Raw genomic sequence first — 24,415 nt, 5'->3', positions numbered from 1 at the left:
GTGATCGAGTTCGTGTTCTGGTTCGCGCTGGGCTTGCTCGCCTATACCTACGCGGGGTACCCGCTGTGCGTGGCGGTGTGGGCGCGCCTGCGGCCCGATCCCGTCCGTCGTGGTGCCTTCGAGCCGCCGGTGGCGATCATCGTGGTCGCACACAACGAAGGCGCCCGCATCGAGCGCAAGATCGCCACCTGCCTGGCGCAGGACTACCCTGCGGACCGGCTGCGCATCGTCGTCGCCTCCGACGGTTCCACCGACGACACCTGTGCCCGCATCGTGGCCCTGGGACATGCCAACGTCACGGTGCTGCCGTTCAGCACCCGGCGGGGAAAGGCGGCCTGCCTCAACGACGCCGTGGCCAGCTGCACCGAGGAGGTGGTGGTCCTGACCGACGCCCGGCAGATGCTCAATCCCGAGGCGGTGCGCTGCCTGCTCGAAAACCTGGCCGATGCCAGGGTGGGTGCCGTCAGCGGCGAGCTGATGCTCGTGCGCGACGACATGACGCCCTTCGGGGAAGGCGTCGATGCCTACTGGCGGTACGAGAAGTTCATTCGCCAGCGCGAGGGGCTGGTCCATTCGGCTCCGGGCGTGACCGGGGCGCTCTATGCGCTGAGGCGAGCCTGCTTCCAGCCCATTTCCGAGCGCACCATCCTCGACGACGTGGCCATTCCCATGCAGGCCGTCCGGGCCGGCTTCCGCGCCGTCTTCGACGGTCGCGCGCATGCCTACGACCAGGCGTCCAAGTCGCCGGCACAGGAGCAGATGCGCAAGGTCCGCACGCTTGCGGGCAACTACCAGCTGATGGCCATGATGCCGTGGCTGCTCGTGCCCTGGCGCAACCCCATCTTCGTTCAGTTCATGTCGCACAAGGTGCTTCGCCTGATCGCGCCTTTCGCCATGCTCGCGCTGCTGCTGGCCAACCTGGCGCTGGTGGGTCGAAGCGCTGGCTATGGCGTGTTCCTCCTGGTCCAGGTGGCGGGCTACGGGCTCCCGCTGGCGGGGCGGTTCTGGCCTGCGGTCGGAGCCTGGCGCGTCACCAAGCTGGCGTCGGCCTTCGTGCTGCTGAACGCCTATGCCGTGCTCGGGTTGCGGCAGTTTCTTTCCCAGCGCGACGGCCACCTCTGGCAGTCCCACCCCGCCAATGGCGCTGACCGCAGCAAGGGACAACCGTGAACGCCCCGATCAAGAAGCGCGTCCTGTACTTCACCTCGCTCTTCCCCTGCTGGTCCGAGACCTTCATCGTGCGCGAGATCGACGAGCTCATCCGCCTGGGGGTGGACGTGCGCATCGTTTCACTCAAGCACCCGGTGGAGAAGCTGGTGCAGAACGATGCCCGGGCCCTGCTCGATCGCGTGGTGTACCCGGCGACCGGCGTGCGCGGCTGGCTGAACGCCCTGGGTGAGTGCCTGCGCCATCCCCTGCGGGAGATCGGCGCACTGGCGCAGTTGGCGCGCGGGCTGGGTCGCCATCCCGAGGTCCTCGGCAAGTCCGTCGTGGTCTGGTGGCGAACCCTCGGCATCCTGCCCACGCTGCGGGCGCAGGCGCCGGATCACCTTCACGCCCACTGGGCCACCTATCCGTCGACGTCGGCGATGCTGGCCGCCGAGCGCCTGGGCACGCCCTTCAGCTTCACTGCGCACGCGCACGACATCTTCCTCGAAGACCACCTCATCGCCCGCAAGATGAACCGTGCCGCCTTCGGGGTGACCATCTCCGAATTCAACCGCCGCTACCTCGCCGACAAGATCTCGCCGCGTGCCCTCGACTGCATGCGCATCGTTCACTGTGGCGTGCGCCCCGCCTCGTTCACGTTCGCCCCCGAGGGCCGGGAACCCGGCCTGATCCTCGCCGTCGGGCGCCTGGACGAGATCAAGGGGTTTCGCCACCTTGTCGATGCGTGCGAGGTGCTTGCCCATCGCGGCGTGGCGTTCGAGTGCCGCATCATCGGCGAAGGCCCGCTGCGCGGCGACCTCGAAGCCCGCATCGCGGCGGCCGGGCTCACCGGTCGCGTGACCCTGCTTGGCGCCCGCAAGCAGGAAGAAGTGCGCGACGCGCTCTCGCGTGCAAGCATGTTCGTGTTGCCGTCGGTCGTCACCACGCGTGGCGACCGCGATGGCATCCCGGTGGCGCTGATGGAAGCCATGGCCGTCGGCTTGCCCGTCGTGTCCACCCGGGTTTCGGGAATTCCGGAGCTCGTGGCGCATGGCGAATCCGGCCTTCTGGCTGACCCCGGAGACGCCAAGGCGCTCGCCGACTGCGTTCAGCAGCTGCTGGCCGACCCCGTTTCCGCTCGACGCATGGCGGAACACGGCCGGCGCACCGTCGAGCAGCACTTCGACATCGCGACCGAGGCCCGCAAGCTCCTCGACGCCATCGAATCCGTTCCCGCATGAACGTCCGAACCCAGCCGATGCAACCCGAACGCCGCCTGCGTGTGCTCCTGCTCACGGACGAGATGGAGGTGGGTGGCACCCAACGGCAGATCGTGCACATCGCCCGCCAGCTCGATCGATCGCGCTTCGAGCCCGTGGTGCTCTTCTTCCGCAACCCGTCCTTCTTCGTCACGGAGCTCGAGCAGGCCGGCGTTCGGGTGATCCAGGTCGAGAAGCACGGCCGGGTCGACCCCGGCTTCGTCTGGCGCCTGGTGCGCATCCTGCGCGAGGAGCGCTTCGACGTGATGCAGTGCTTTGCCTTTTCAGGTGAACTCTGGGGCGCCGTGGCGCGCCGGTTGCTGCCCCGGCGCGAGCGGCCGGCGCTGATCTCCTCCGTGCGCGGCGTCTACGAGTGGTATGCCGGCTTCCACTGGCGCGTCAAGCGCTGGGTCACGGCCCAGTCGGAGCGGGTGGTCGCCAATTCACGCATGGGCGCCGACTTCGCCGCCGAGCGCATGGGCCTGCCGTCCTCCGCCATTCGAGTGACCTACAACGGCGTGCAGGCCACGGCCGCTCGCCCCGGCCGGGCAAGCGCCCTGCGCGAGGAGCTCGGCGTGCCGTCCGACGGCATGCTGGTGCTCTTCGTCGGACGATTGGTGGTGCACAAGGACGTACCGACCTTGCTTGACGCGGTGGCCCGGTTGCGTGAGCGCCTGCCCGGCCTGCGGGTCGCGCTGGCCGGTGACGGGCCGCTGCGCGCCGAACTCGAGGCCCGCATCGGCACGCTGTCGCTCGACGGCGTGGTTCGGCTGCTCGGTCAGCGCGACGACGTGGCCGACCTGATCGAAGCGGCCGATGCCCTGGTGCTTCCCTCCCTACGTGAGGGATTGTCGAATGTCATCCTGGAAGGAATGATGGGCGGCAAGCCTGTCGTGGCATCCCGGGCCGGCGGCAACGTCGAACTGATCGAGCATGATCGCAGCGGGCTGCTGTTCGACGTGGGCCAGGCGGTGCCGCTGGCCGAGGCCATCGAACGGCTGGCGCACGACGCATCGCTGCGGCAGCGGCTCGGGGAGGGCGCGCGGCAGCGGGCCGAAGCGGCGTTCAGCATTCCGTCCATGGCCCAGGCCTACGAACAACACTATCGCGAAGCCGCCCGTGCCTCGGGCGCGCCGCGTTGAGCATCGATCGAACAGGAACATACATGTCGGGAACGATAGGCGACTTTCTGGTGCTGATGGGGCAGGGCGATGCCACCGAGGCGGCGCGCCGCCTGGCCGACCCGGCGGCCTGGGCGCCGTGGCCGGGGGTGTCCCCGGAGGTGCGCCACGAGGCCCCCGCGCCCGGCGTCAACGTCTGGTATCGCGGTGATGTCGGGTTCGCCGCCACCGGAGAGCTGGGCGGTGTGGGCCTGGCCATCGAACCGGGCGGCACCCAGCCGCCGGGCACCGACGTCCGGGCGGCCACCCTCCAGCACTGGATCACCCGCCAGCAGTGGTCCGCCAAGGCGTTGCGCGGCCGATTCGCCTATGTGCTGTGGGACGCACGCCAGCGCCGGCTGCTCGCCGCCACGGACACCTTCCGCAGTTGCACGCTGTACTACGCCGACACGCCGGCCGGCCTCGCCGTGGCAACCGACCTGCGGCTCCTGCTGCGCGCCGGGCTCGTGAAGCCTGCCGTCTCCATGCAGGCCGTCTACCACTACCTCAACTTCTCGTTCGTGCCGGCGCCGCACAGCGCGATCGAAGGCGTCCGCAAGCTGCCGCCGGGCCATTGCCTGGAGTCGATCGACGGCCGCTCCTCGCTCGTCAAATACTGGGACGCGCACTATCCGGCCGATTTCAAGGGCACCGATGAATCGCGAGCCGCGGGCTTGCGCGACAAGATGGTCGAGACCCTCGGCCACTATGGCAGCACCGACACCTCGGGCTGGGGCGCCTTCCTGAGCGGAGGCACCGACAGCTCCAGCATCGCCAGCATGTTGTCACGGGGCGGCGCCATCCCGGTCAACAGCTTCTCCATCGGCTTCGAGGAGGAAGGCTACGACGAGCTGCCGTTCTCACGCATCGCGAGCGAGGCCTTCAAGCTGAAGGCCCATGAACGCCGCGTGGGCGAGAAGGACGCGGTGTCGCTGATCCCGCGGCTGGTGCAGGCCTACGACGAGCCGTTCGGCAACTCCTCGGCCATCCCGACCTTCTATTGCGCGGAGCTGGCCGCCCGTCAGGGCGTTGGCGTCCTGGTCGGCGGGGATGGAGGGGACGAGATCTTCGGCGGCAACGAGCGCTACCGCAAGGACCAGATCTTCGAGCGCTACTTCCGCGCACCGTCGCCGGTGCGCGCGATGGGGTCGCTGGCAGCGAAGGCGTTCAGCGGGTTCGATTCGCGCTTTGCCAACCGGGTGAAGAACTTCGTCGAGCGCGGCAGCATGCCGAACCCGGACCGCTTCTACAGCGACGACTCCTTCGCCTCCGACCATTTCGACGAGCTGCTGACCGCCGGCTTTCGCTCGCACCTGCAGCGCGACGACTCCCTCGACGTGCAGCGGGACATCTTCCGTGCCTCCGATGCCGCGGACGACCTGCATCGCCTGATGTACCTCGACCTCAAGATGACGATCGCGGACAACGACGTGGTCAAGGTGGTGCGTGCGGCGAAGCTCGCCGGCGTGCAGGTGGTCTTCCCCTACCTCGACCGGGACCTGATCGACTACACGGGACACCTGCCCGTGGCCGACAAGGTGCGCGGTCTGGAAAAGCGATTCCTCTTCAAGCTGGCCACGCGGGACATCCTGCCGGAAGCCATCCGCAAGAAGAAGAAGCAGGGCTTCGGCCTGCCGGTGAGCGTCTGGATGCGCCGCGGCGGCGCCTTCCACGACATGGTCCACGACATCGTGCTGTCGCCCCAGGCGATCGCCCGGGGGTACTGCGAGCCCGCGTTCGTGCGCCACCTGATCGAGCGGCATGAACGCGGTGCCTGGGACCACGCCTCGGAGATCTACATGCTGCTGATGCTGGAGCTGTGGCACCGCGAATACGTCGACCCACTGCTTGCCTGACATGCAGACACGCGTGCTGATGGTGTTGGAGAGCGTGTTCCCGACGCCGGGCGGCGGCGGTGCGGAAAGCCAGGTGCGCACGCTCGGGCTGCACCTGCCGCAGCGAGGCGTCGCGGTGTCCGTCCTCGTGCCGATGGTGGGCTACGGGCCCCAGGTGCAGCGCGACCGGGTGGACGGCATCGAGGTCTGGCGCATCGCCTACCCCAAGCTGCGCTCCGTCGGCGCCGCCGTCATGCTGGTCAAGCTGGCCTGGCGGCTCTTTCGCCTCCGGGGCGACTACGACTTCATCCATGCCCACATCGCCGGCAACATGGCCGCGGTGTCCTGCGTCATGGGCCGGCTGCTGGGCAAGCCGGTCCTGATCAAGCTGACCGGCATGACGGAGATGGTCGGCGGCATCCTCGACCCCCAGGCCGGCTGGACCGGGTGGGTCAAGCGCCACCTGATGCGGGGCGCCGACTTCTATCAGGCGACCAGCTCGCAGATCGCCAGGATGCTGGTCGAGGCGGGGTTCGACGCCGGCAAGGTGCACCGCATTCCCAACGCAGTCGACACCGCGCGCTTCGCGACCCTGGCGCGCAACCCCGACGACCGGGCGGCCGTGTGCGGTCAGCGTCGACTCGTCGGCGTCTATGTCGGACGCCTGGAGGCCGAGAAAGACCTCGAGCTCATGCTGCGCGGCTGGGCGGGCGCTTTCCAGGGCCGCGACGACGTCGCGCTGGTGCTGGTCGGGAGCGGATCACGGCGCCCGGCACTGGAGGCGCTGGCTGCCGAACTCGGCATCGCGGGGCAGGTCGTCTTCGCCGGCCCCACCAAGACGGTCGAGCGCTTTCTCGCGATCGCCGACATCGGCCTGCTGACCTCTCGCGCGGAAGGCCTGTCGAACACCTTGCTCGAGTACATGGCGAGCGGCTTGCCGGTGATCGGCAGCCGGGTCAGCGGCACGGAGGACTTCGTCATCGATGGCCGCACCGGGTGGCTGTTCCCTGCGGGCGACGTTGCGCAGTTGCGCGTCGCCCTTCAACAAGCGGGCAAGCTCGGCGCCGAGGAGTTGCGCGGCCTCGGAGAGAACGCCCGGCAACTCGTGACGGCGGATGCCTCCAATGCGGCCGTCATCGGGCGACTGCTCGAGCTCTACGGCCACGAAGGGCGGGCCCGATGAATCACTACCAATCTGTTCAGGAAACCAGGGGAACGCCGTGTGCGGCATAGCAGGAATTTACGCGCTCCAGAACGGGCGGCTGCCAGCACCCGGCATCGTGGAGGCCATGTGCCAGCGCATCGTCCACCGGGGACCTGACGACCAGGGCACCTTCTCGAACGAGCGCGCCCAGATCGGCATGCGCCGCCTGAGCATCATCGACCTGGCGGGCGGACACCAGCCCATCCACAACGAGGACCGGTCGATCCAGGTGGTGTTCAACGGCGAGATCTACAACTTCCGGGAGCTTCGCCGGGAGCTGGAGGCCTTGGGCCACACGTTCTACACGCACACCGACACCGAATGCATCGTGCATGCGTACGAGCAGTTCGGTGACGCCTGCTTCGCGCGCCTGCGCGGCATGTTCGCCATCGCGGTCCTCGACCTGCGCCGCAACCGGCTGGTGCTGGCACGCGACCGCGTTGGCAAGAAGCCGCTGTTCTACACCGTGACGCGGGACGGCGTGCTCGCGTTCGCGTCCGAGCTCAAATGCCTTTTCGAGGTGCCGGGCTTCGAGGCGCGGGTGTCCACCACGGCCACCCAGGACTACTTCGCCATGGGCTATGTGCCCGAGCCGGCGACGATCTATGAAGGCGTGCACAAGTTGCCGCCGGCGCATTGCCTGGTGGTGGAGGGCGGCGCCACGTCCCTGCGGCGCTACTGGGAACCCGCCTTCGAGCCCAAGTGGGATCTGGATGAGGCCACGCTCACCGAGCGCCTGATCGCCCACCTGGAGGATGCCGTCAAGGTGCGCCTGGTCAGCGACGTGCCCTTCGGCGCCTTTCTCAGCGGCGGCATCGATTCGAGCGTGGTCGCGGTGCTGATGGCTCGCAACCTCGGTGCGCCGGTGAAGACCTTCACCATCGGCTTCAAGGAAGCGGCGTTCAACGAATTGCCGGATGCGCGGGCCGTGGCCAATCACATCGGCAGCGAACACCACGAGCTGATCGTCGAGGCCGACGCCGTGACGATGCTCAAGGACCTGGTCTGGTACTTCGACGAGCCATTCGGTGATTCATCGTCCATCCCGACCTACCTCGTGTCCAAGCTGGCGGCGGGCCACGTCAAGATGGTGCTGTCCGGTGACGGCGGCGACGAGCTGTTCGCGGGCTATGAGCGCTACCGCAAGTACGAGCAACTCGAGCGCATCCGGCGCGGCTCGCTCGGCCTCGCGGGGCCCGCCCTCAGGCTGGCCGGCGCCCTGGTTCCCGGCGGACGCGGCCTGCGCCTGGGCCGGGTGGGCCAGCGGCTCAGCCAACCCTTCCCCGACCGCTACCTGTCCGGCGTGGCGCTCAACACCCGCGACGACCTGGCCATGTTGCTGCGTCCGGAGGTCGGCGACATGGACCCGTTCGCGCGGGTCCGCCACCATTTCGGCCGGAGCGACATCGGCTCCGACATGGAGCGCATCCTCGCGGGCGACATGGCGACGTACCTGACCGACGACATCATGGTCAAGGTGGATCGCATGACGATGGCCACGTCGCTGGAGGCGCGGGCGCCCTTGCTCGACCACGAGCTGATCGACTTCGTCGCACGCATTCCGTTCGAGTACAAGCTGCGCGACGGCACGGGCAAGTACCTGCTCAAGCAGGTCGCCCGCGCCCTCTTGCCGGCCGAGGTCATGCAAAAGCGCAAGCAGGGGTTCGCGATTCCCGTGGCCCGCTGGCTTCGCCATGACCTCAAGGAGCTGATGCTCGACACCCTGACCGATCAGAGCTTCCGCGAACGCGGCATCTTCAACGAGCGCGGCGTCCGCCACTGCGTGGACGCACACCTCGCGGGCACGCACGACTACAGCGAGCAGCTGTGGTTGCTGCTGACTTACGAGATGTGGGCTCGGCGCTTCCTCTCGCCTGCGGGATGACGTTTCGCATGGCTTCGTTCCACACTTCCGACCGGGGCGTCCATTGATCGCCGATCGCGCCAAGTCGCTGCTGAAGCGGTTCGCTTCGCCCGTGCTCGACCAGCTGGGGTTGTACGACCGGCAGCTGCGTCAGCACCTGTCGGCCAGCAGCTGGACCATCGTCATGTACCACCGGGTCATCGACGACGTGGCCATGGACCCGTTCGGGCTGGGCATGTGCGTGACACGCCGGCACTTCGACGAGCAGCTGCGCTACTTCAACCAGTACTTCTCGCCCATCGGTCTGTCGGCGGCGGTAGACCGCCTCAGCCGGGGTGAATCGTTGCCGGATCGCGCCTTGTCGGTCACGTTCGATGACGGCTACCTCGACAACCTCACCACGGCCTTGCCCGTGCTCCGGCAGCACGGCGTCCCGGCCGCCCTCTTCGTGCCCACCGGCGGGCTCGACGACGACGAGCCGCTGTGGTGGGACCGCGTGATCAGCGCGGTGGCCTCGACCTCGCGCCGGGAATTCGTTCCCGGCGAGGTGGGCCTGCCGTTGGCGGAGGAGCGCCTGTCGCTGGGCCGGTGGCAGCGCAAGGCCGCGGTGGAGCGCCTGCTCGACAGCCTCTGGACACTTCCGATCGAGCAGGTGCTGGCCATCGTGTCCCGCATCGAGCAGCAGTTGGCGCCGGCCCGCCCGGGCGTGCCGGTGGCTCGTCGCATGACGTCGTCCCAGGTCCGCCAGATGCACCTGGCGGGGGTGGAGATCGGTGCGCATTCGGTGCGTCACCCCAACCTGACCCTGGAGTCGCCGGCGGTCGTTCGGGAGGAGATGCAGGCGTCGCGTGCGGTGCTCGAGAACCTGTGCGATGCCCCCATCAACGGCTTCGCCTATCCCGCCGGCTGGAAGAACGCCGACGCGGAGGCGGCCGCGGCCGAGGCCGGCTTCCGGTACGCCGTCGCCACGACGCGGGGCGTCAACGACCGCAACGCGCTGAACCTGTTCTCCCTCGCCCGGGTCGGCATGCCGGACACGCGGGTGTCCGACCTGAAGCGGGCCCTCAGCACGGCGCGCCAGATCCCGGGCCCCGAAAGCGCCTCGTCATGAGGCACGAGTCGGTGCCACGCGCGCCGCGCGGCGGCCGCGTCATCGTCGCGGCGTCCAGCGAACGGCGCATGGATCGACGCACCCTCGGGCCGAGGGCTGTCCGGTGAGCCTGCGCGGGGAACTGAGCGGCAACGTCCGGGCGTCCGCCTGGATGTCGGTGGCATCCCTGGCCGGCAAGGGCATGGCCGTGTTCAAGACCGTGGCCATCGCTTCGATCTTCGGCGTGTCGGGCGGCCTGGACGCCTTCTGGGTGGCGTTCGTCATTCCCAACATCCTGCCGCTGTTCCTGCGAAGCGCCTTCGTGACCTCCTTCGTGCCGTTCTTCATGCGCCGCGTGTCCGGCGGTGACGAGCGGTCGCTGTGGCAGGCCGCGAACGTGCTGTTCACGGGGGCGGTCGGCGTGTCGGTGCTCATGGCCGCCGTGCTGTACGTCTGGCCCGACTGGTTGGTGCATTGGATGGCGCCGGGACTGACGCCCGAGGTGGCCGCCACGGCGGCCGACCTGCTCCGCATCACCGTGTTCAGCCTGCTCTTCGTCGTGGCCATCTCCATGCTGACCGCGATCGCCCATTGCAAGCAGCGGTTCGTCGCGGCATCCCTCGAGAGCATCACGACGAACGTCACCGCCATCGCCGCCATCTACCTGTTCGCGCAGGGTTGGGGCGTGACGGCCCTGGCGGTGGGAACCGTGCTCGGATTTGCACTTCAGGCCGCCGTCATGGCGTGGTCGTGCCGAGCCGAACTGGCCCGGCACATCCGCCCGAGCCTGGCCTTCAGGTTGCCGCTCTTTCGCGAGTACCTGGGCGGCGTCGCCCCGGTGCTGGTGGGCGCGCTGAGCGGCATCGCGATGGGCATCATCTCGCAGGTCTACCTGTCCTACCTGGCGCCGGGCAGCGTGTCGGTCTACCAGTACGCCGCCATGGTGGCGATGCTGCCCATCGAGATCTTCGCGGGGTCCATCCAGGCGACGTTCTTTCCCACCATCGCGAAGTACGCCCAGGGGGACCGGTCGGCGGTGATCGATGCCCACGTGCTGGCAGCCCGCATCCTGGTGTTCGTGCTGGCCCCGGTGTGCGCGGTCCTGATCGCGTTGGACGAGCACGTGGTGCGGGTGCTGTTCGGGTACGGCAAGTTCTCCGATGGCGCCGTGGCCAGTACGGCCGTCGTCCTGTCCTGCCTGGTACTGGGTGTCATCGGCCGGGCACTGGCCTATTTCAACTTCCAGGTGCTGCACGCGCTGGGCCGGCCCTGGGCGCAGGTGATCATCGGGTTCATCCAGCTCGCGATGAACGCGGTGTTCGCCTATGTGCTCATGCAGTGGCTGGGGCTCGCGGGCATCGCCATCGGCAGCAGCCTGTCGCTCTTCATCTCGGTGTTCATCAGTTATGGTGTGCTGCGCCGGCTGGTGAGCCCGGACGTCGTCCGCCGTGCCGTCGGGCCGATGCTGCTGAGCGTGGCGCTCGGCGTGCTGACCTGCGGCCTGCTGTGGTTCACGGTGCGCGGCCTCGATCTGCACACGCTCGGCGGCTCTCGCTGGGGATACGCCGGCCTCACGGCCACGTTCGCCGGGCTCGGGCTCCTGGTGTTCTTTGCGCTGGCCCTGCTGGCGCGCATGAAGGAAACGCAATTCGTCGTCGACAAGTGGCGAAGGCGTTTCCCCGGAAGGAAGTAGATCCATGTTTGACAGAGGATTGCCGGCCTGGCTGAGCCGCGAGGTGGGCTACCGGCTCTTGGGGCAGAAGGGCGGATTCGCGTCCGCGGTGGCGAAGGCCTATGCCGAGCGTCTGGCGGCGGAGTTCATCCCGGCCGACACCTTGCGGGAGCGCCAGCTTGCAAAGCTGGTCGCCCTGCTGCAGCACGCCAACGCGCATTGTCCGTACTACACCGACCTGTTCCGCGACCACGGCCTCGACCCTTCGAAGGTTCGCTCGACCGACGACCTCAAGGTCCTTCCGATCCTCGAGAAGGCGGACCTGATCGCCCATCGCGAGCGCATGGTCTCCACCGCGCATGCGAAGTCCGAGCTGAACCTGAATTCCACCGGGGGCTCGACCGGGCTCACGGTGAACTTCTACCAGGACCGCAACTGGCTCGTGCACCAGGTCGCGAGCGGCCAGTTCACCGACTCGATGGCGGGCTGGCGCCGCGGTGCGCGCACGGCGTACCTCTGGGGCGCGCCGGGCGACAACGAGCGTGACAACCAGGGCTGGAAGGCCAGGGTGCGGGGCGTGCTCGGCAACTTCCGTGTGTACGACTCCTTCGACATGGCCGAGGCGCGCATGGCGAAGTACCACGAGGCGCTGTCGCGCTTCCGTCCTGAGGTGCTGGTGTGCTACGCCGGCTCGGCGCACCTGTTCGCACAGTTCCTCATCGCCAACAAGCTGCGCCCGCGCTACCCGCTCAAGTCCGTCGTCACCTCGGCGGAGACGCTGACCGATGCCATGCGCCAGACCATCGAGACGGCGTTCGGCGTGAAGGTGTTCAACCGGTACGGCAGCCGCGAGGTCGGCGTCATTGCCGCCGAATGCGACGCGCACCAGGGGCTGCACGTCAATGAACTCGACATGGTGGTCGAGGCACAGGAAGGCGGGGACCGCGAGGGCGGCGAGCTCATCGTGACCAACCTGAACAACTTCGGGATGCCGCTCATCCGGTACCGCATCGGGGACGTCGGCCAGCTCGACGGAGCGGCCTGCCGCTGCGGGCGACCCGGTTCGCGTCTCACCCGGTTGTTCGGCCGCTCGAGCGACTTCTTCACCACGGCGGCCGGTCGGAAGGTTCACGGCGAGTACTTCACCCACCTTTTCTACGGCATCGATGGCATTGCACGCTTCCAGCTGGTCCAGGAGACCGTGGACGAGTTCCAGCTGAGCATCGTGCGCAACGCCTCCCATTGGCGCGACGACACCGAGAACTTCCTCCGCGACGAGCTGTGCAAGGTGTTCGGCGAGCAGATTCGCTTGCGGATCGACCACGTGGATGCCATCCCGGTGACCGCCTCGGGCAAGTTCCGCTTCACGATCTCGAAGGTGCAGCCATGAAGCTGGGCCACCTCTTGTCGATAGCCCGATGGCGGGACGCCTGGCAGCACCGCGTGCAGCACCGGTTGGACGTGGCGTGGCTGCGGCGCCAGGGCGTCGAGGCGGGCGACGGGCTCCGCCTGGCCGGACGGCCGAAGGTCGAGCGCATCTGCGGGCGCATCGTGCTCGGCCAGCGCGTCACGCTTCGCTCGCACGATCGCGGCTATCACACCGCCATGTTCCACCCGGTTCGGCTGATGGTCGATGTGTCGCCCGAAGCCCTGATCGAAATCGGCGACGACAGTCGCATCAACGGCGCCTCGATCCACGCCACCCGATCCATCAGGATCGGTCGCAACTGCCTGATCGCCGCCAACGTGATGATCCTGGACAGCGATGGCCACGGCGTGGCGGTGGCAGACCGCGAGCGGCACAATCCGGTCGCAGAGCCGATCGTGATCGAGGACGATGTCTGGGTCGGCGCGAACGCCATCGTCCTGAAGGGCGTGACCCTGGGCAAGGGTTCGGTCGTGGCCGCCGGAAGCGTCGTCACGCGCGACGTGGCGCCCATGACGCTCGTGGGCGGCAATCCGGCGCGCTTCATCAAGGCGCTCGACTGACCTTCATCATCCGTGCACATCAACAGATCATCCGTGGACTCCCGATCGCCCTCCAGCGCGGTTCCGCACCCCCGCATGCTGATGTACATGCTGGTGGTGCTGGTCGCGTTCATGCCCAACATGCGCCGGTTCCAGTTCACGCCGCTGCCGGGCGTGAATCTGCTGAACATCTTCTTCCTGATCGCACTGGTGCTCTTCTTCGCGGCCCGGCCGAAATTCACGGACCCGCCGCGCTCGGCGCCGCTGCGGAACTACCTGTTCTTCTTCTGGCTCGTCTCGCTGATGGCCATGGTGAACGGGATGATCATGGGCGACGTCCCGGCATCGCTCAACGACGTCATCTTCTACAAGAACCATGTGTTCTACATGGGGCTGTACTTCCTGTACTTCCATGCCGTGCGCGATCGCAAGACGCTGGACTGGGTCTACTGGGCGCTCATCATCGTCACCGCGGTCGCCGGCCTGCAGGCGGTGCGGCAGTACATCGCGCTGGGTGCCACGAGCTACAGCACGGGCGCCCGGGTGTCCGGGCCGTTCGGCCACGGCTGGCAGTCGTCCAACACCGCGGGCGTGTTCTACGCCCAGTACGCGCCGATCATCTTCGGTGAGCTTCTCTACCAGAAGCGCAAGTTCCTGAAGCTCGGGCTCGCCGGTGCCATGGCCATCACGGTGCTGGGCCTGTTCTACACCTACTCGCGAAAGTCGTACTACGCCCTGGCTGCCGGCGTGATGTTGATGGGCGCTTCAGCGAGCAAGGCCGTCCTCGTCGTGATCGCGTCCGTCGTGCTCTCCTTCCCGGTGTGGGCGCCCGAATCCGCGGTCGAGCGTTTGCTGGGCTCAGAGGAACAACAGGAAACCGGCGAAAAGGATGAATCGACCGAGAGCCGCTACGTGCTCTGGGAGGGCGCCATCGCCATGTGGCACGACAACCCGATGGGCGTCGGACTGGAGCGGTTCAAACACCATATCGGCAACTACAGTCCCATCAGCAACCTCGATGCCCACAACTACTACGTTCTGGTGCTGGCCGAGATGGGCCCGTTGGGGGAGTTCGCCTACCTGCTGATGATCTTCATGATGTACCGCGAGGGCTCCAAACTCGCAAAGGTGGCGCGCAGCGCGCGCGAGAAGGCGCTTGCCTCCGGGTTCAAGGGGGCGATGGTGGCGTTCATCATCGCCAACACCTTCGGCAGCGCGTTCAATTTCGGCGACATGATGGGCAACCTCTGGGTGCTGACGGCGCTGGTGAGTCGCATGCGCTGCATGATCGAGCAAGAGCTTGCGGCTGAGCAGGCGCTCAAGCCGCGGCCCCGGATGATGGCGTGATGAGCCGGCGATTGAGCTTCGTCGGCGACCTGTTCCTCTCCGGGGAACTCGATGCGCTCGAGCCGGCAGCGCGCGACGCGTTCTTCGATGATCTGGCACGAGCCATGAACGGGAGCGAGGTGGTGTTCGGCAACTTCGAGGGCGTGGCCCTCGCCGAGCGGCCGTTGTTGCCCCCGGACAAGATCCGCATGCCGGTCGATCCCGCATGGCTGCCGGTGCTCCGCCGGGCGGGGTTCAACGTGTTGTCCTTGTCGAACAACCATGTCTTCGATTTCGGCCGGGCCGCCTTCGAGGCAAGCAGGGACCGACTGCGGGGCGCCGGCTTTCAGGTCTTCGGTGCCGGCGCCGACGTTGCCGAGGCGGCGGCCGTCAGCGTGGTGCGGCTCGATGACCTTCGGGTGGGTTTCATCGGCGTGACCTGCGACAGCACGCACCCGGCCCGCGATGCAGGCGGCGCTGTGCTTTCGCTGCAAGCGCCCGACCTGACGGCACGCGTGGCAGCCGCCCGCCAGGGCTGCGATCTGCTCGTCGTCTCGGTCCATTGGGGCGACGAGCACGTGGCGTGGCCGAGTCCCGCGCAAGTGCGGATGGCCCGCCAGCTGGTGGAGGCGGGCGCCGATGTGGTGGCCGGCCACCACGCTCATGTGCTGCAGGGGTGCGAGCGCTACCGCCACGGGGTGATCGCCTACGGTCTTGGCGGGATCACGATCGCCGGCCTGCAGCAGCGGGTGGTCTGGCAGGGCCTGGAGCAGGCGTACCGGTTCGTGCCCGAGGCGCGGCATCGTCGTTCGGCGGTGCTGACCGTCGCGGTGGAGGCGGGCAAGGTCAATGAGGTCACCCTTGAGCATGTCCGGATTGCCGATGACGGGCGCCCTCAGCTCACCGGCCATCGGCGCATGATGTCCGGGGGCCACGCGTTGCGGCTGTGGCATCTTCCGGGATACGCCTTGTTCTACCGCGCGGTGGTGTTCCTGCAGTTCTGGCTCCGCCCCCGGGCGAAGGTCCTGTTCAGTCGGCGGGCATTGCACAAGCTTCGCCGTCTGGCTGGTCGCCCCGGTGTCGACGACTCCCGCTGACCCTCCACCAAGGAGCTTCCATGAACCACTGGATGAGATCGCTCGCCGGCTTGCTTGCCGGCCTGACGCTGATGGGCGGCGCGTGCGCCGCGCAGCCCAAGCTGCTTCGTCCGGCGGAGCCGGTCGAGCCCCGCTGCGCTTCCTTGTATGCCAAATCCTGGCGGCCGCTCGCCGGACAGCACGTCGCGCCGGCCGATGGGCCGACCGCGGCACGACCCCCCAAGGGCGAACCGGTGGGCGAGGGCGTCTATGGCACGTGCGTGGTCCGGCTGACGGCGCACGACGACGAGCCGCCGCGCGGGTTCGCACGCAACGACTATTCGCGGCGCCAGGCCTTCAACGCCGACAGTTCGCGGGTGCTGGTGGTGGCGAGCGATGGGCACTGGCACCTGTACGACGGCCGCACGCTCGATCATGTCGTCCAGCTGAAGGGGCTTGCCGGTGATGCCGAGCCGCAATGGCACCCCACCGATCCCGACCTGCTCTATTTCCTTCCCAACAACGGGGTGGGCATGAAGCTGCTCGTGACGAATGTGCGCAACGGCGAGATCCGGGAAGTCGCCGATTTCGCGAGTCGCATCCGTGCGCACTGGCCCGCTGCCAATGCGGTGTGGACGCGTTCGGAAGGCTCGCCCTCGGCGGATGGCCGCTACTGGGCGTTCCTGGTCGACAGCGGCGACTGGAAGGGCCTCGGCCTCTTCACCTTCGACCTGGCGGAAAACCACATCATCGCGACCTACGACCTCGCGTCCAACCGACGGGACCGCCCGGATCACCTCAGCATGAGCCTCAGCGGCCGGCATGTCGTGGTGTCGTGGCTGGACGGCCCGACGGCGTTCACCCGGGACTTCCGCAATCCGGTGAAGCTGCAGGCCAAGAGCGAACACTCGGACCTGGCGCTCACCCCCGAGGGGGACGATGCCTACGTGGCCATCGACTACAACGCCCGGGGCGGGCCGCTGTTCATGGTCAACCTGCGCACGGGTACGCGAACCGACCTGTTCGACACCTACACCCGCGGCACGACCACGGCGCTCCACGTGTCCGGACGGGCCCACCGCGTGCCGGGATGGGCCGTGGTCTCGACGTATGCCGAGAACGGCGCCTCCTCCCCGCAGTGGCTGCACCGGAAGGTGATGCTGGTGGAGTTGAAGGCGCGGCCCCGCATCCTGCATCTGGCGCGCACCCAAGGCCAGTACAACAAGTACTTCACCGCACCGGTGGCCTCGGTGAACCGCGACCTGACCCGCGTCCTGTTCAACTCCAACTGGGGCAGCCGCAGCGAGATGGACGTGGACGCGTACATGATCGTCCTGCCTCCTGGTTTGACGCGCTGACCCCGCCGTCATGCAGGCGTTCTTCACGTCCTGGACCGACGCGCTGCTGCCGGTCAGCACCTACCTCGTTGTCGGGCTTTGCGTGGCGTCCGTGGCGGTGTGGCGGCGGCGTGATCGCTGGGGGCCGCTTGCGCGGTGGCTGCTGACCGGTCTCGCCGCCTGGGCCTGGATCTTCTCGACCCCTGCGGTGGCCAACCTGGGCCTGCGCGCGCTGGAGGGACCCTTGCCGCTCGAGATCGCGCCGGCCAGCGCCGACGAGGGACCGCCACTGATCATGGTCATGGCCAGCGGCGAGGTGAGCACACGAGGCGGGTCCTTGCGCGCCCGCCTGGACGATGCCGGTTGGGAACGATTGCTGGAAGGCGTATCGCTGTGGCGGCGCGTGGGCGGCACATTGCTCTTCGCCGGCGACGTCGATGGGCATGAAGGCACGGGCGCCTCACTGGGCCAGGTGATGGCCCGACACGCCATCCAGTTGGGCGTGCCGGCCTCGGCCGTCCGCGTGCGCTCGGGTGCCACCCGCACGCACGACGAGCTGCGCGCGGCAGCGCCGGTGATCCAGGCACATGCCGGCCCGGTCTGGCTGGTGACGAGCGCGATGCACATGCCGCGGGCGCTCGGCGTGGCGAACCGGCTCGGCCTGCGGGTCCAGCCCCATCGATGTGACTACCGACAGTTGGCCGAGCCCGCATGGGGCGCCTGGTTGCCCAACGCGCGCGGTGCGCTGAACTTTGCCGATGTGTTGCACGAGATCATCGGGCTGGCTTATTACAATGCGCGCGGTTGGGCATGAAGTCGCGCTTGCGGCCTGTGCGTTGTAACTGCCGCTCGCGCCTCCGGAGAGGCGGCGGGCCGGGGCAGCCGTGACGAATTGCTCAACAGGGGTGCCGTGCGACCAGGGCGCGGTGTCTCGGTAACCCTCTGCTGGTTACAGCCGTGTGCAGCCGGTTACATCTGATGGGCGGGTTCGGCACTACCCTGCGACAACTTACACGACCGGGCACACCGTCAAGGGGCACCGGTCGACGGCCCAGGTCATGGGTTTATTGGATTCGATGGGGAGCGTGTCACATGAACCTGAGCCGAAAAGCCGTTGCGACGGCTGTGGTCGAGGCATTTGCCTGCCTGGCGCTCGCGGCCTGCGGCGGGGCCAATGGCGACGCCGCGCCCGGTGCGGACACCGGGTCGACACCCACTGATCCATCCAAGGTTCCCACGGGCAACGGCGGCACTGCGCCGGCACCGGCACCGGCGCCAGCCCCTGCTCCGGCCCCCGCACCCGCACCCGCACCCGTCACTGCGCCAGCCCCCGCCCCGACGCCGACGCCGCAACCCGATCCGACGCCCGCGCCGGCCGTGGGTGTCGCGAGCATGAGCCCGGCCTGCACGCGGTTCTATTCGTCCACCTTCAACCTGGCGAGCGCGCTCTCCCTCGATGCCCTGGCGGTGCTCGGCAAGCCCACCAAGGGCGTGGCGGTGGCGGAGCCGACCTATCGCACCTGCCTGGTCCGCTCGACGGACCACACGGCCGACGGCGTGACGGGCTTTGCCCGGAACGACTACTCGCGTCGCCAGGCCTTCAACGCGAACAGCTCGAAGCAACTGGTGTCCGCAAGCGACGGCTACTGGCATCTGTATGACGCCAATACCCGTGCCCACCTGAAGGTGCTGAACGGCCCGGCGGCCGATGCCGAACCGCAGTGGCACCCGTCGAACCCGGACCTGCTGTACTACATCCCGCCGTTCGGCCTGGGGATGAAGCTGCATGAGCTCAACGTCACGACCGGGGCGACCCGCGTGGTCGGCGACTTCGCAGCCCGCCTGAAGGCCAAGTGGCCTGGCGCCGCGGCAGCCTGGACCCGTTCGGAAGGTTCGCCTTCGGCGGACGGCCGCTACTGGTGCTTCATGGTCGACAACGCCAGCTGGGGCAGCGTCGGGGTCTTCACCTGGGACCGTGACACCAACACCGTCCTGGGCATGTACAACACGAACGGCGAGCGTCCGGACCACGTGAGCATGACGCCGAGCGGCAACTACTGCGTGGTGTCGAGCGACGGCGCCCTGGGCACGACCGCGTTCTCCCGCGACTTCAGCACCAAGAAGCAGCTGCTGAGCAAGTCGGAGCATTCGGACATCGCGCTGACTGCCGAGGGCGACGACGCCTACGTGGCGGTGGACTACAACTCGCAGAACGGCGACGTGTTCATGGTGAACATCCGCACGGGGGCGCGTACGCCCCTGTTCAGCACCTACGTGAATGGCACCGCAACGGCACTGCACATCTCGGGCAAGGCCTTCAACAAGAAGGGCTGGGTGGTGGTGAGCACCTATGCCGAGAGCGGCGCGCTCAAATGGCTGCACCGCAAGATCATGGCCGTGCAGCTGACGGCCAACCCGAAGATCTACACGCTGGCCCACCACCGTTCGGGTGCCAATGGCTACTGGACGACGCCGGTGGCAAGCGTGAACCGGGACTTCACCCGCGTGGCGTTCAACTCCAACTGGGGCAACGGCAGCGAGATGGACGTGGACGACTACGTCATCGAGATCCCGGCCGACGCACTCAAGTGACACCGGCGGTGCCGTGCACCGCCCCGGTTCACGATTTCGACGGCGGATCCGCCCGCTGGGGCGAAGTTCCGCCCGAAAGTGCGGCATCCATCACGCTCCATTCGACTTTTCTCGGACTTAGATGTGTTCGAACGTAACGGACGCGTAGGAGTCCGCTGACGCCTGGGAAGGCGTTCCCGGAAGCCCGCATCGCAAGCATTGGCGGGCTTTCTTCGAGATTCGGCGTTTTGCGAGATGGGTCCGCAGGGCCCTGTGCAGGGACTCTCCGCCTTGGGTTTCGTTACGGGTGTTCGAGGACACGCCGCTAACCTGCGGCCTGCATTTCGTCGCCACGGAGCGAATCGGCCTCGGGCCCTGACGTTCCCCAACACAGTGCGCGACTGACCTCGAGGCCGCAGTACCGCCCAGGTCCCATTCACGAGCAACGGTTTCGATGCCGTTGTTTCTCACGACAGATCACGGAGTCCCCCGACATGAGAAAACTCGCGAAGTCCGGCCTGAAAGCCGTCCCATCCGGCCTGTTGCTGCTTGCCCTGGCTGCTTGCGGAGGCGGGAGCGGTTCTCCCGACGCGACGGCGTCGGCGTCCACCGACGACGCGGTCGCGGCAAACGGCGACGCGAACTCCGAAGCCCTGTCGCCCGAACAGGAAGCGGAGGTCGACAAGGCGCTCTTCGGCGACGACGCGGATTCTGAAGGCTCCGGACAAGCCAACGTGCTCGCCGCAGCACAGGACCGGGCCGCTCCGGCCATTTCGGTCACCGGGGGCACCTGGGTCAAGGCCAACGTCAAGCGCACCATCACCGGCACCGCGTCCGACAACGTCGGGGTCACGCAGGTCAACTGGTACAACTGGAACGGCGGCGCCAAGGGCAACGCCCGGCGCAGCGCCAATGGCAAGTCGGTCACCTGGACGATCGATGGACTGACCTTGGCCCCGGGCCGCAACGTCATCTATGTGGCCGCGCGCGATGCCGCTGGCAACAAGACCCGCACGAAACTCAGCCTGGTACGCCCGCTGGATGGCGGCACAGCCGCTCCGGCCCCGGCTCCCGCGCCGTCGCCAGCTCCGGCGCCCGCCCCGAAGCCGTCCCCCGCGCCCGCTCCGGCGCCGACTCCCGTGACGGGCGGATCAGGTGCCGCGTTGAGCCCGGCGTGCGCCAAGTTCTATGCGAACAGCTTCTCGCTGACGAGTTTGCTTTCGCTCGACTCACTGGTGTCGCTCGGCAAGCCCACCAAGGGCGTGGCGGTGGCGGAGCCGACCTATCGCACCTGCCTGGTCCGCTCGACGGACCACACGGCCGACGGCGTGACGGGCTTTGCCCGGAACGACTACTCGCGTCGCCAGGCCTTCAACGCGAACAGCTCGAAGCAACTGGTGTCCGCAAGCGACGGCTACTGGCATCTGTATGACGCCAACACCCGCGCTCACCTGAAGGTGCTGAACGGCCCGGCGGCCGATGCCGAACCGCAATGGCACCCGTCGAACCCGGACCTGCTGTACTACATCCCGCCGTTCGGCCTGGGCATGAAGCTGCATGAGCTCAACGTCACGACCGGGGCGACCCGCGTGGTCGGCGACTTCGCAGCCCGCCTGAAGGCCAAGTGGCCTGGCGCCGCGGCAGCTTGGACCCGTTCGGAAGGTTCGCCCTCGGCGGACGGCCGCTACTGGTGCTTCATGGTCGACAACGCCAGCTGGGGCAGCGTCGGTGTCTTCACCTGGGACCGTGACACGAACACCATCCTGGGCATGTACAACACGAACGGCGAGCGTCCGGACCACGTGAGCATGACGCCGAGCGGCAACTACTGCGTGGTGTCGAGCGACGGCGCCCTGGGCACGACCGCGTTCTCCCGCGACTTCAGCACCAAGAAGCAGCTGCTGAGCAAGTCGGAGCATTCGGACATCGCGCTGACTGCCGAGGGCGACGACGCCTACGTGGCGGTGGACTACAACTCGCAGAACGGCGACGTGTTCATGGTGAACATCCGCACGGGGGCGCGTACGCCCCTGTTCAGCACCTACGTGAATGGCACCGCAACGGCACTGCACATCTCGGGCAAGGCCTTCAACAAGAAGGGCTGGGTGGTGGTGAGCACCTATGCCGAGAGCGGCGCGCTCAAATGGCTGCACCGCAAGATCATGGCCGTGCAGCTGACGGCCAACCCGAAGATCTACACGCTGGCCCACCACCGTTCGGGCGCCAACGGCTACTGGACGACGCCGGTGGCAAGCGTGAACCGGGACTTCACCCGCGTGGCGTTCAACTCCAACTGGGGCAACGGCAGCGAGATGGACGTGGACGACTACGTCGTGGAGATCCCGGCCACTGCCTTGAAGTGATCCCCCAGCCGGGGTGAGCCCGTGCTCCTGCCCCTGTCCGGCCCGCCATTGGCGGGCCGGCTTCGTTTCCGGGGCCCGCGCGCGGTGGTCAGGAGGCTGAAGCGTGTCCGGGCCCCGGCGGGGTGCGCACCGGAGGGCGTCATACCGGCGGATGAAGCTTGACAGACCCAGTGCTCCTCGGCCGCGAATTGCATTTTCGGGGCCAGTGCTGGCCGCCTTTTCCGCGAACCAGCAGCCAAAAATCGCCCGGAATGTTGTTTTGGGTAACAAAACGGTCGCACTTCACGACGTAAAAACAACAAAACGGGCCTGAACCGAGCGGCGACCCCCGCGACTGCGGGGGTGCTCCACTCCCCTTACCCAGGGGAGTCGGTCGGTAAACACGACATCGGAGCTCCTCAGGACACTCCCGTGCGCTTGTTACAGGCTCTGGGTCTCGTTACGGACCCTCCATGGGCCGGGGCGACACTTCAGTCCTGCATTTGATGAATGCCGTTGATGTGAAAACGCCCAGACGGGAGTCTGGCAAGCATCAGACGGCAGTGTGTTGCGATACGCGCCCTGCGTCTCACCGATCCCGTCGGTTCCTTCGCTTTCAGCACTGCTACGCCACTGGGGCTCAGTTGACCCCCAGGACATTGTTTTCCCAGTTATCGACGGAGTTGAGATGAAAGTTACCCTGAAGTTTGGCATGACCGCTGTTGCCGAAGGCATCGTTCTCCTGGCCCTCGCTGCTTGCGGCGGTGGCGGTGGAGCAGCCGAAGGCACGAATGCCACGACCGGCGACGCAGCTCGCCAAGTGGCCGACATGGCTCCCTCCGCCGATGGCGCGGAAACGGAATCGACCGTTCAGCTGCTCGGTGCCGACACCGTGGCCCCGACCCTTTCCATCAATGGATCGGGCGGCTGGAACCTCGTGGGCAAGACCCGCACTCTGACCGGCGCTGCTGCTGACAACGTGGCCGTGGCACGCGTTTCGTGGTGGAACGCCCGCAACAACGTCTCTGGCGTCGCCAGCCTGAGCAACGTGGCCAAGTCTGCCGCTTGGGCCATTGACTCCCTTCCCGTCCTGAGCGGTGACAACGCCATCACCATTGCGGTGACCGACACCGCCGGCAACAAGACCCGCGTCTACAAGACGCTGACGGTCAGCGGCACGACGGCCACCTGGAAGACCACGACCACTGCACCTGCTCCGGCTCCGGCACCGGCTCCCGCACCGGCTCCGGCTCCTGCACCGGCTCCGGCGCCTGCACCGGCTCCTGCTCCTGCTCCGGCGCCTGCACCGGCGCCCGCACCGGCCCCGACGACCACCGGCTCGCTCAGCCCTGCCTGCTCGACGTTCTACGGCAGCGATTTCGCCCTGAACACCACGCGCGTGGCGAACACCGTGACGACCCTGGCCAAGCCGGCCAAGGGTGTTGCCATCACCGATCCCAACTTCAAGACCTGCGTGGTGCGTGCGACCAGCCACACGGCTGACGGCACGACCGGCTTTGCCCGCAACGACTACTCGCGTCGCCAGGCCTTCAACGCCAACAGCACCCGTCAACTGATCGCCGCGAGCGACGGTTTCTGGCACCTGTATGACGCCAACACCCGCGCTCGTCTCAAGACGCTGAGCGGCCCGGCGGCCGATGCCGAACCGCAGTGGCACGCCACCAACCCGGACCTGCTGTACTACATTCCGTCGTTCGGCCTGGGCATGAAGCTGCATGAGCTCAACGTCACGACCGGGGCGACCCGCGTGGTCGGCGACTTCGCAGCCCGCCTGAAGGCCAAGTGGCCTGGCGCCGCGGCAGCCTGGACCCGTTCGGAAGGTTCGCCCTCGGCGGACGGCCGCTACTGGTGCTTCATGGTCGACAACGCCAGCTGGGGCAGCGTCGGGGTCTTCACCTGGGACCGTGACACGAACACCATCCTGGGCATGTACAACACGAACGGCGAGCGTCCGGACCACGTGAGCATGACGCCGAGCGGCAACTACTGCGTGGTGTCGAGCGACGGCGCCCTGGGCACCACCGCGTTCTCCCGCGACTTCAGCACCAAGAAGCAGCTGCTGAACAAGTCGGAGCACTCGGACATCGCCCTGACGGCTGAAGGCGACGACGCCTACGTGGCGATCGACTACAACAGCGGCGACGTGTTCATGATGAACATCCGCACCGGTGTGCGTACCGCCCTCGTGAACACCTACCTCAACGGCGGCGCGACGGCCCTGCACGTGTCGGGCAAGGCGTTCAACAAGAAGGGCTGGGTCGTGATGAGCACCTACGCGGACAGCGGCGCCCTCAACTGGCAGCATCGCAAGATCTTCGCCGTCCAACTGGCGGCCAATCCGAAGGTCTACACGCTGGCCCACCACCGTTCGGGTGCCAACGGCTACTGGACGACTCCGGTGGCGAGCGTGAACCGGGACTTCACCCGCGTGGCGTTCAACTCCAACTGGGGTAACGGCAGCGAGATGGACGTCGAGACCTACACGGTCGAGATTCCCGCCGGCGCGCTGAAGTAAATCTCGGCACTTCCTTCGAGCCCCCT

At 67.5% G+C, this 24,415-nt stretch carries 17 protein-coding genes; all 17 read left to right on the top strand.

What is annotated here, in order from left to right; all coding sequences use genetic code 11:
- On the top strand, positions 1-1,170 hold the full coding sequence (locus ACSQ2F_RS13895) for a glycosyltransferase family 2 protein (RefSeq protein ID WP_436023752.1): 1,170 nt from the start codon (positions 1-3) through the stop codon (positions 1,168-1,170).
- A complete protein-coding gene (locus ACSQ2F_RS13890) occupies positions 1,167-2,390 on the top strand; it encodes a glycosyltransferase (RefSeq protein ID WP_436023750.1) in 1,224 nt (407 codons plus the stop codon). Before ACSQ2F_RS13895 ends, ACSQ2F_RS13890 begins: the two co-directional genes overlap by 4 nt.
- A complete protein-coding gene (locus tag ACSQ2F_RS13885) occupies positions 2,387-3,550 on the top strand; it encodes a glycosyltransferase (protein WP_436023748.1) in 1,164 nt (387 codons plus the stop codon). Before ACSQ2F_RS13890 ends, ACSQ2F_RS13885 begins: the two co-directional genes overlap by 4 nt.
- A 23-nt stretch (positions 3,551-3,573) precedes the next feature.
- Positions 3,574-5,424, top strand: coding sequence for an asparagine synthase (locus ACSQ2F_RS13880; protein WP_436023746.1), 1,851 nt, complete (start codon positions 3,574-3,576; stop codon positions 5,422-5,424).
- 1 nt (position 5,425) lies between these two features.
- Positions 5,426-6,586: a glycosyltransferase gene (locus ACSQ2F_RS13875; protein ID WP_436023744.1), complete on the top strand. Its 1,161-nt coding sequence runs from the start codon at positions 5,426-5,428 to the stop codon at positions 6,584-6,586.
- Positions 6,519-8,492, top strand: coding sequence for an asparagine synthase (glutamine-hydrolyzing) (gene asnB, locus ACSQ2F_RS13870; RefSeq protein ID WP_436023742.1), 1,974 nt, complete (start codon positions 6,519-6,521; stop codon positions 8,490-8,492). The genes ACSQ2F_RS13875 and asnB overlap by 68 nt, the downstream gene beginning before the upstream one ends.
- Positions 8,493-8,535: 43 nt before the next feature.
- Entirely contained in the window at positions 8,536-9,582 is a 1,047-nt protein-coding gene (locus tag ACSQ2F_RS13865) for a polysaccharide deacetylase family protein (protein ID WP_436023740.1), read from the top strand.
- A gap of 103 nt (positions 9,583-9,685) precedes the next feature.
- A complete protein-coding gene (gene murJ / locus ACSQ2F_RS13860) occupies positions 9,686-11,254 on the top strand; it encodes a murein biosynthesis integral membrane protein MurJ (protein WP_436023738.1) in 1,569 nt (522 codons plus the stop codon).
- Between the two features lie 4 nt (positions 11,255-11,258).
- On the top strand, positions 11,259-12,623 hold the full coding sequence (locus ACSQ2F_RS13855; protein ID WP_436023736.1) for a phenylacetate--CoA ligase family protein: 1,365 nt from the start codon (positions 11,259-11,261) through the stop codon (positions 12,621-12,623).
- The gene (locus ACSQ2F_RS13850) at positions 12,620-13,222 is read left to right on the top strand and encodes an acyltransferase (protein ID WP_436023734.1); all 603 of its coding nucleotides are present in this window, start codon (positions 12,620-12,622) and stop codon (positions 13,220-13,222) included. Before ACSQ2F_RS13855 ends, ACSQ2F_RS13850 begins: the two co-directional genes overlap by 4 nt.
- A gap of 33 nt (positions 13,223-13,255) precedes the next feature.
- Complete coding sequence (locus ACSQ2F_RS13845; protein ID WP_436023732.1) at positions 13,256-14,548, top strand: O-antigen ligase family protein; 1,293 nt, start codon at positions 13,256-13,258, stop codon at positions 14,546-14,548.
- Positions 14,548-15,624 (top strand): CapA family protein, encoded by a 1,077-nt coding sequence (locus ACSQ2F_RS13840; protein WP_436023730.1) that lies wholly within the window; start codon positions 14,548-14,550, stop codon positions 15,622-15,624. Before ACSQ2F_RS13845 ends, ACSQ2F_RS13840 begins: the two co-directional genes overlap by 1 nt.
- A 20-nt stretch (positions 15,625-15,644) precedes the next feature.
- Positions 15,645-16,961 (top strand): hypothetical protein, encoded by a 1,317-nt coding sequence (locus ACSQ2F_RS13835; protein WP_436023728.1) that lies wholly within the window; start codon positions 15,645-15,647, stop codon positions 16,959-16,961.
- Between the two features lie 10 nt (positions 16,962-16,971).
- Positions 16,972-17,754 (top strand): YdcF family protein, encoded by a 783-nt coding sequence (locus tag ACSQ2F_RS13830; RefSeq protein ID WP_436023726.1) that lies wholly within the window; start codon positions 16,972-16,974, stop codon positions 17,752-17,754.
- Positions 17,755-18,032: 278 nt separating this feature from the next.
- Positions 18,033-19,532, top strand: a complete 1,500-nt coding sequence (locus tag ACSQ2F_RS13825; RefSeq protein ID WP_436023724.1) for a hypothetical protein — start codon at positions 18,033-18,035, stop codon at positions 19,530-19,532.
- 473 nt (positions 19,533-20,005) lie between these two features.
- Positions 20,006-21,874 carry a hypothetical protein gene (locus tag ACSQ2F_RS13820; RefSeq protein ID WP_436023722.1) on the top strand — a complete coding sequence of 623 codons (1,869 nt, stop codon included), beginning with the start codon at positions 20,006-20,008 and terminating at the stop codon, positions 21,872-21,874.
- A gap of 667 nt (positions 21,875-22,541) precedes the next feature.
- Positions 22,542-24,389, top strand: coding sequence for a hypothetical protein (locus tag ACSQ2F_RS13815; RefSeq protein ID WP_436023720.1), 1,848 nt, complete (start codon positions 22,542-22,544; stop codon positions 24,387-24,389).
- The last annotated feature ends 26 nt before the right edge of the window (positions 24,390-24,415 follow it).

The organism is Rhizobacter sp. LjRoot28 (genome assembly GCF_964253025.1).
In the GTDB taxonomy this organism is placed as follows: Bacteria; Pseudomonadota; Gammaproteobacteria; order Burkholderiales; family Burkholderiaceae_C; genus Rhizobacter.
This window is presented reverse-complemented; position numbering and strand designations above follow the sequence as displayed.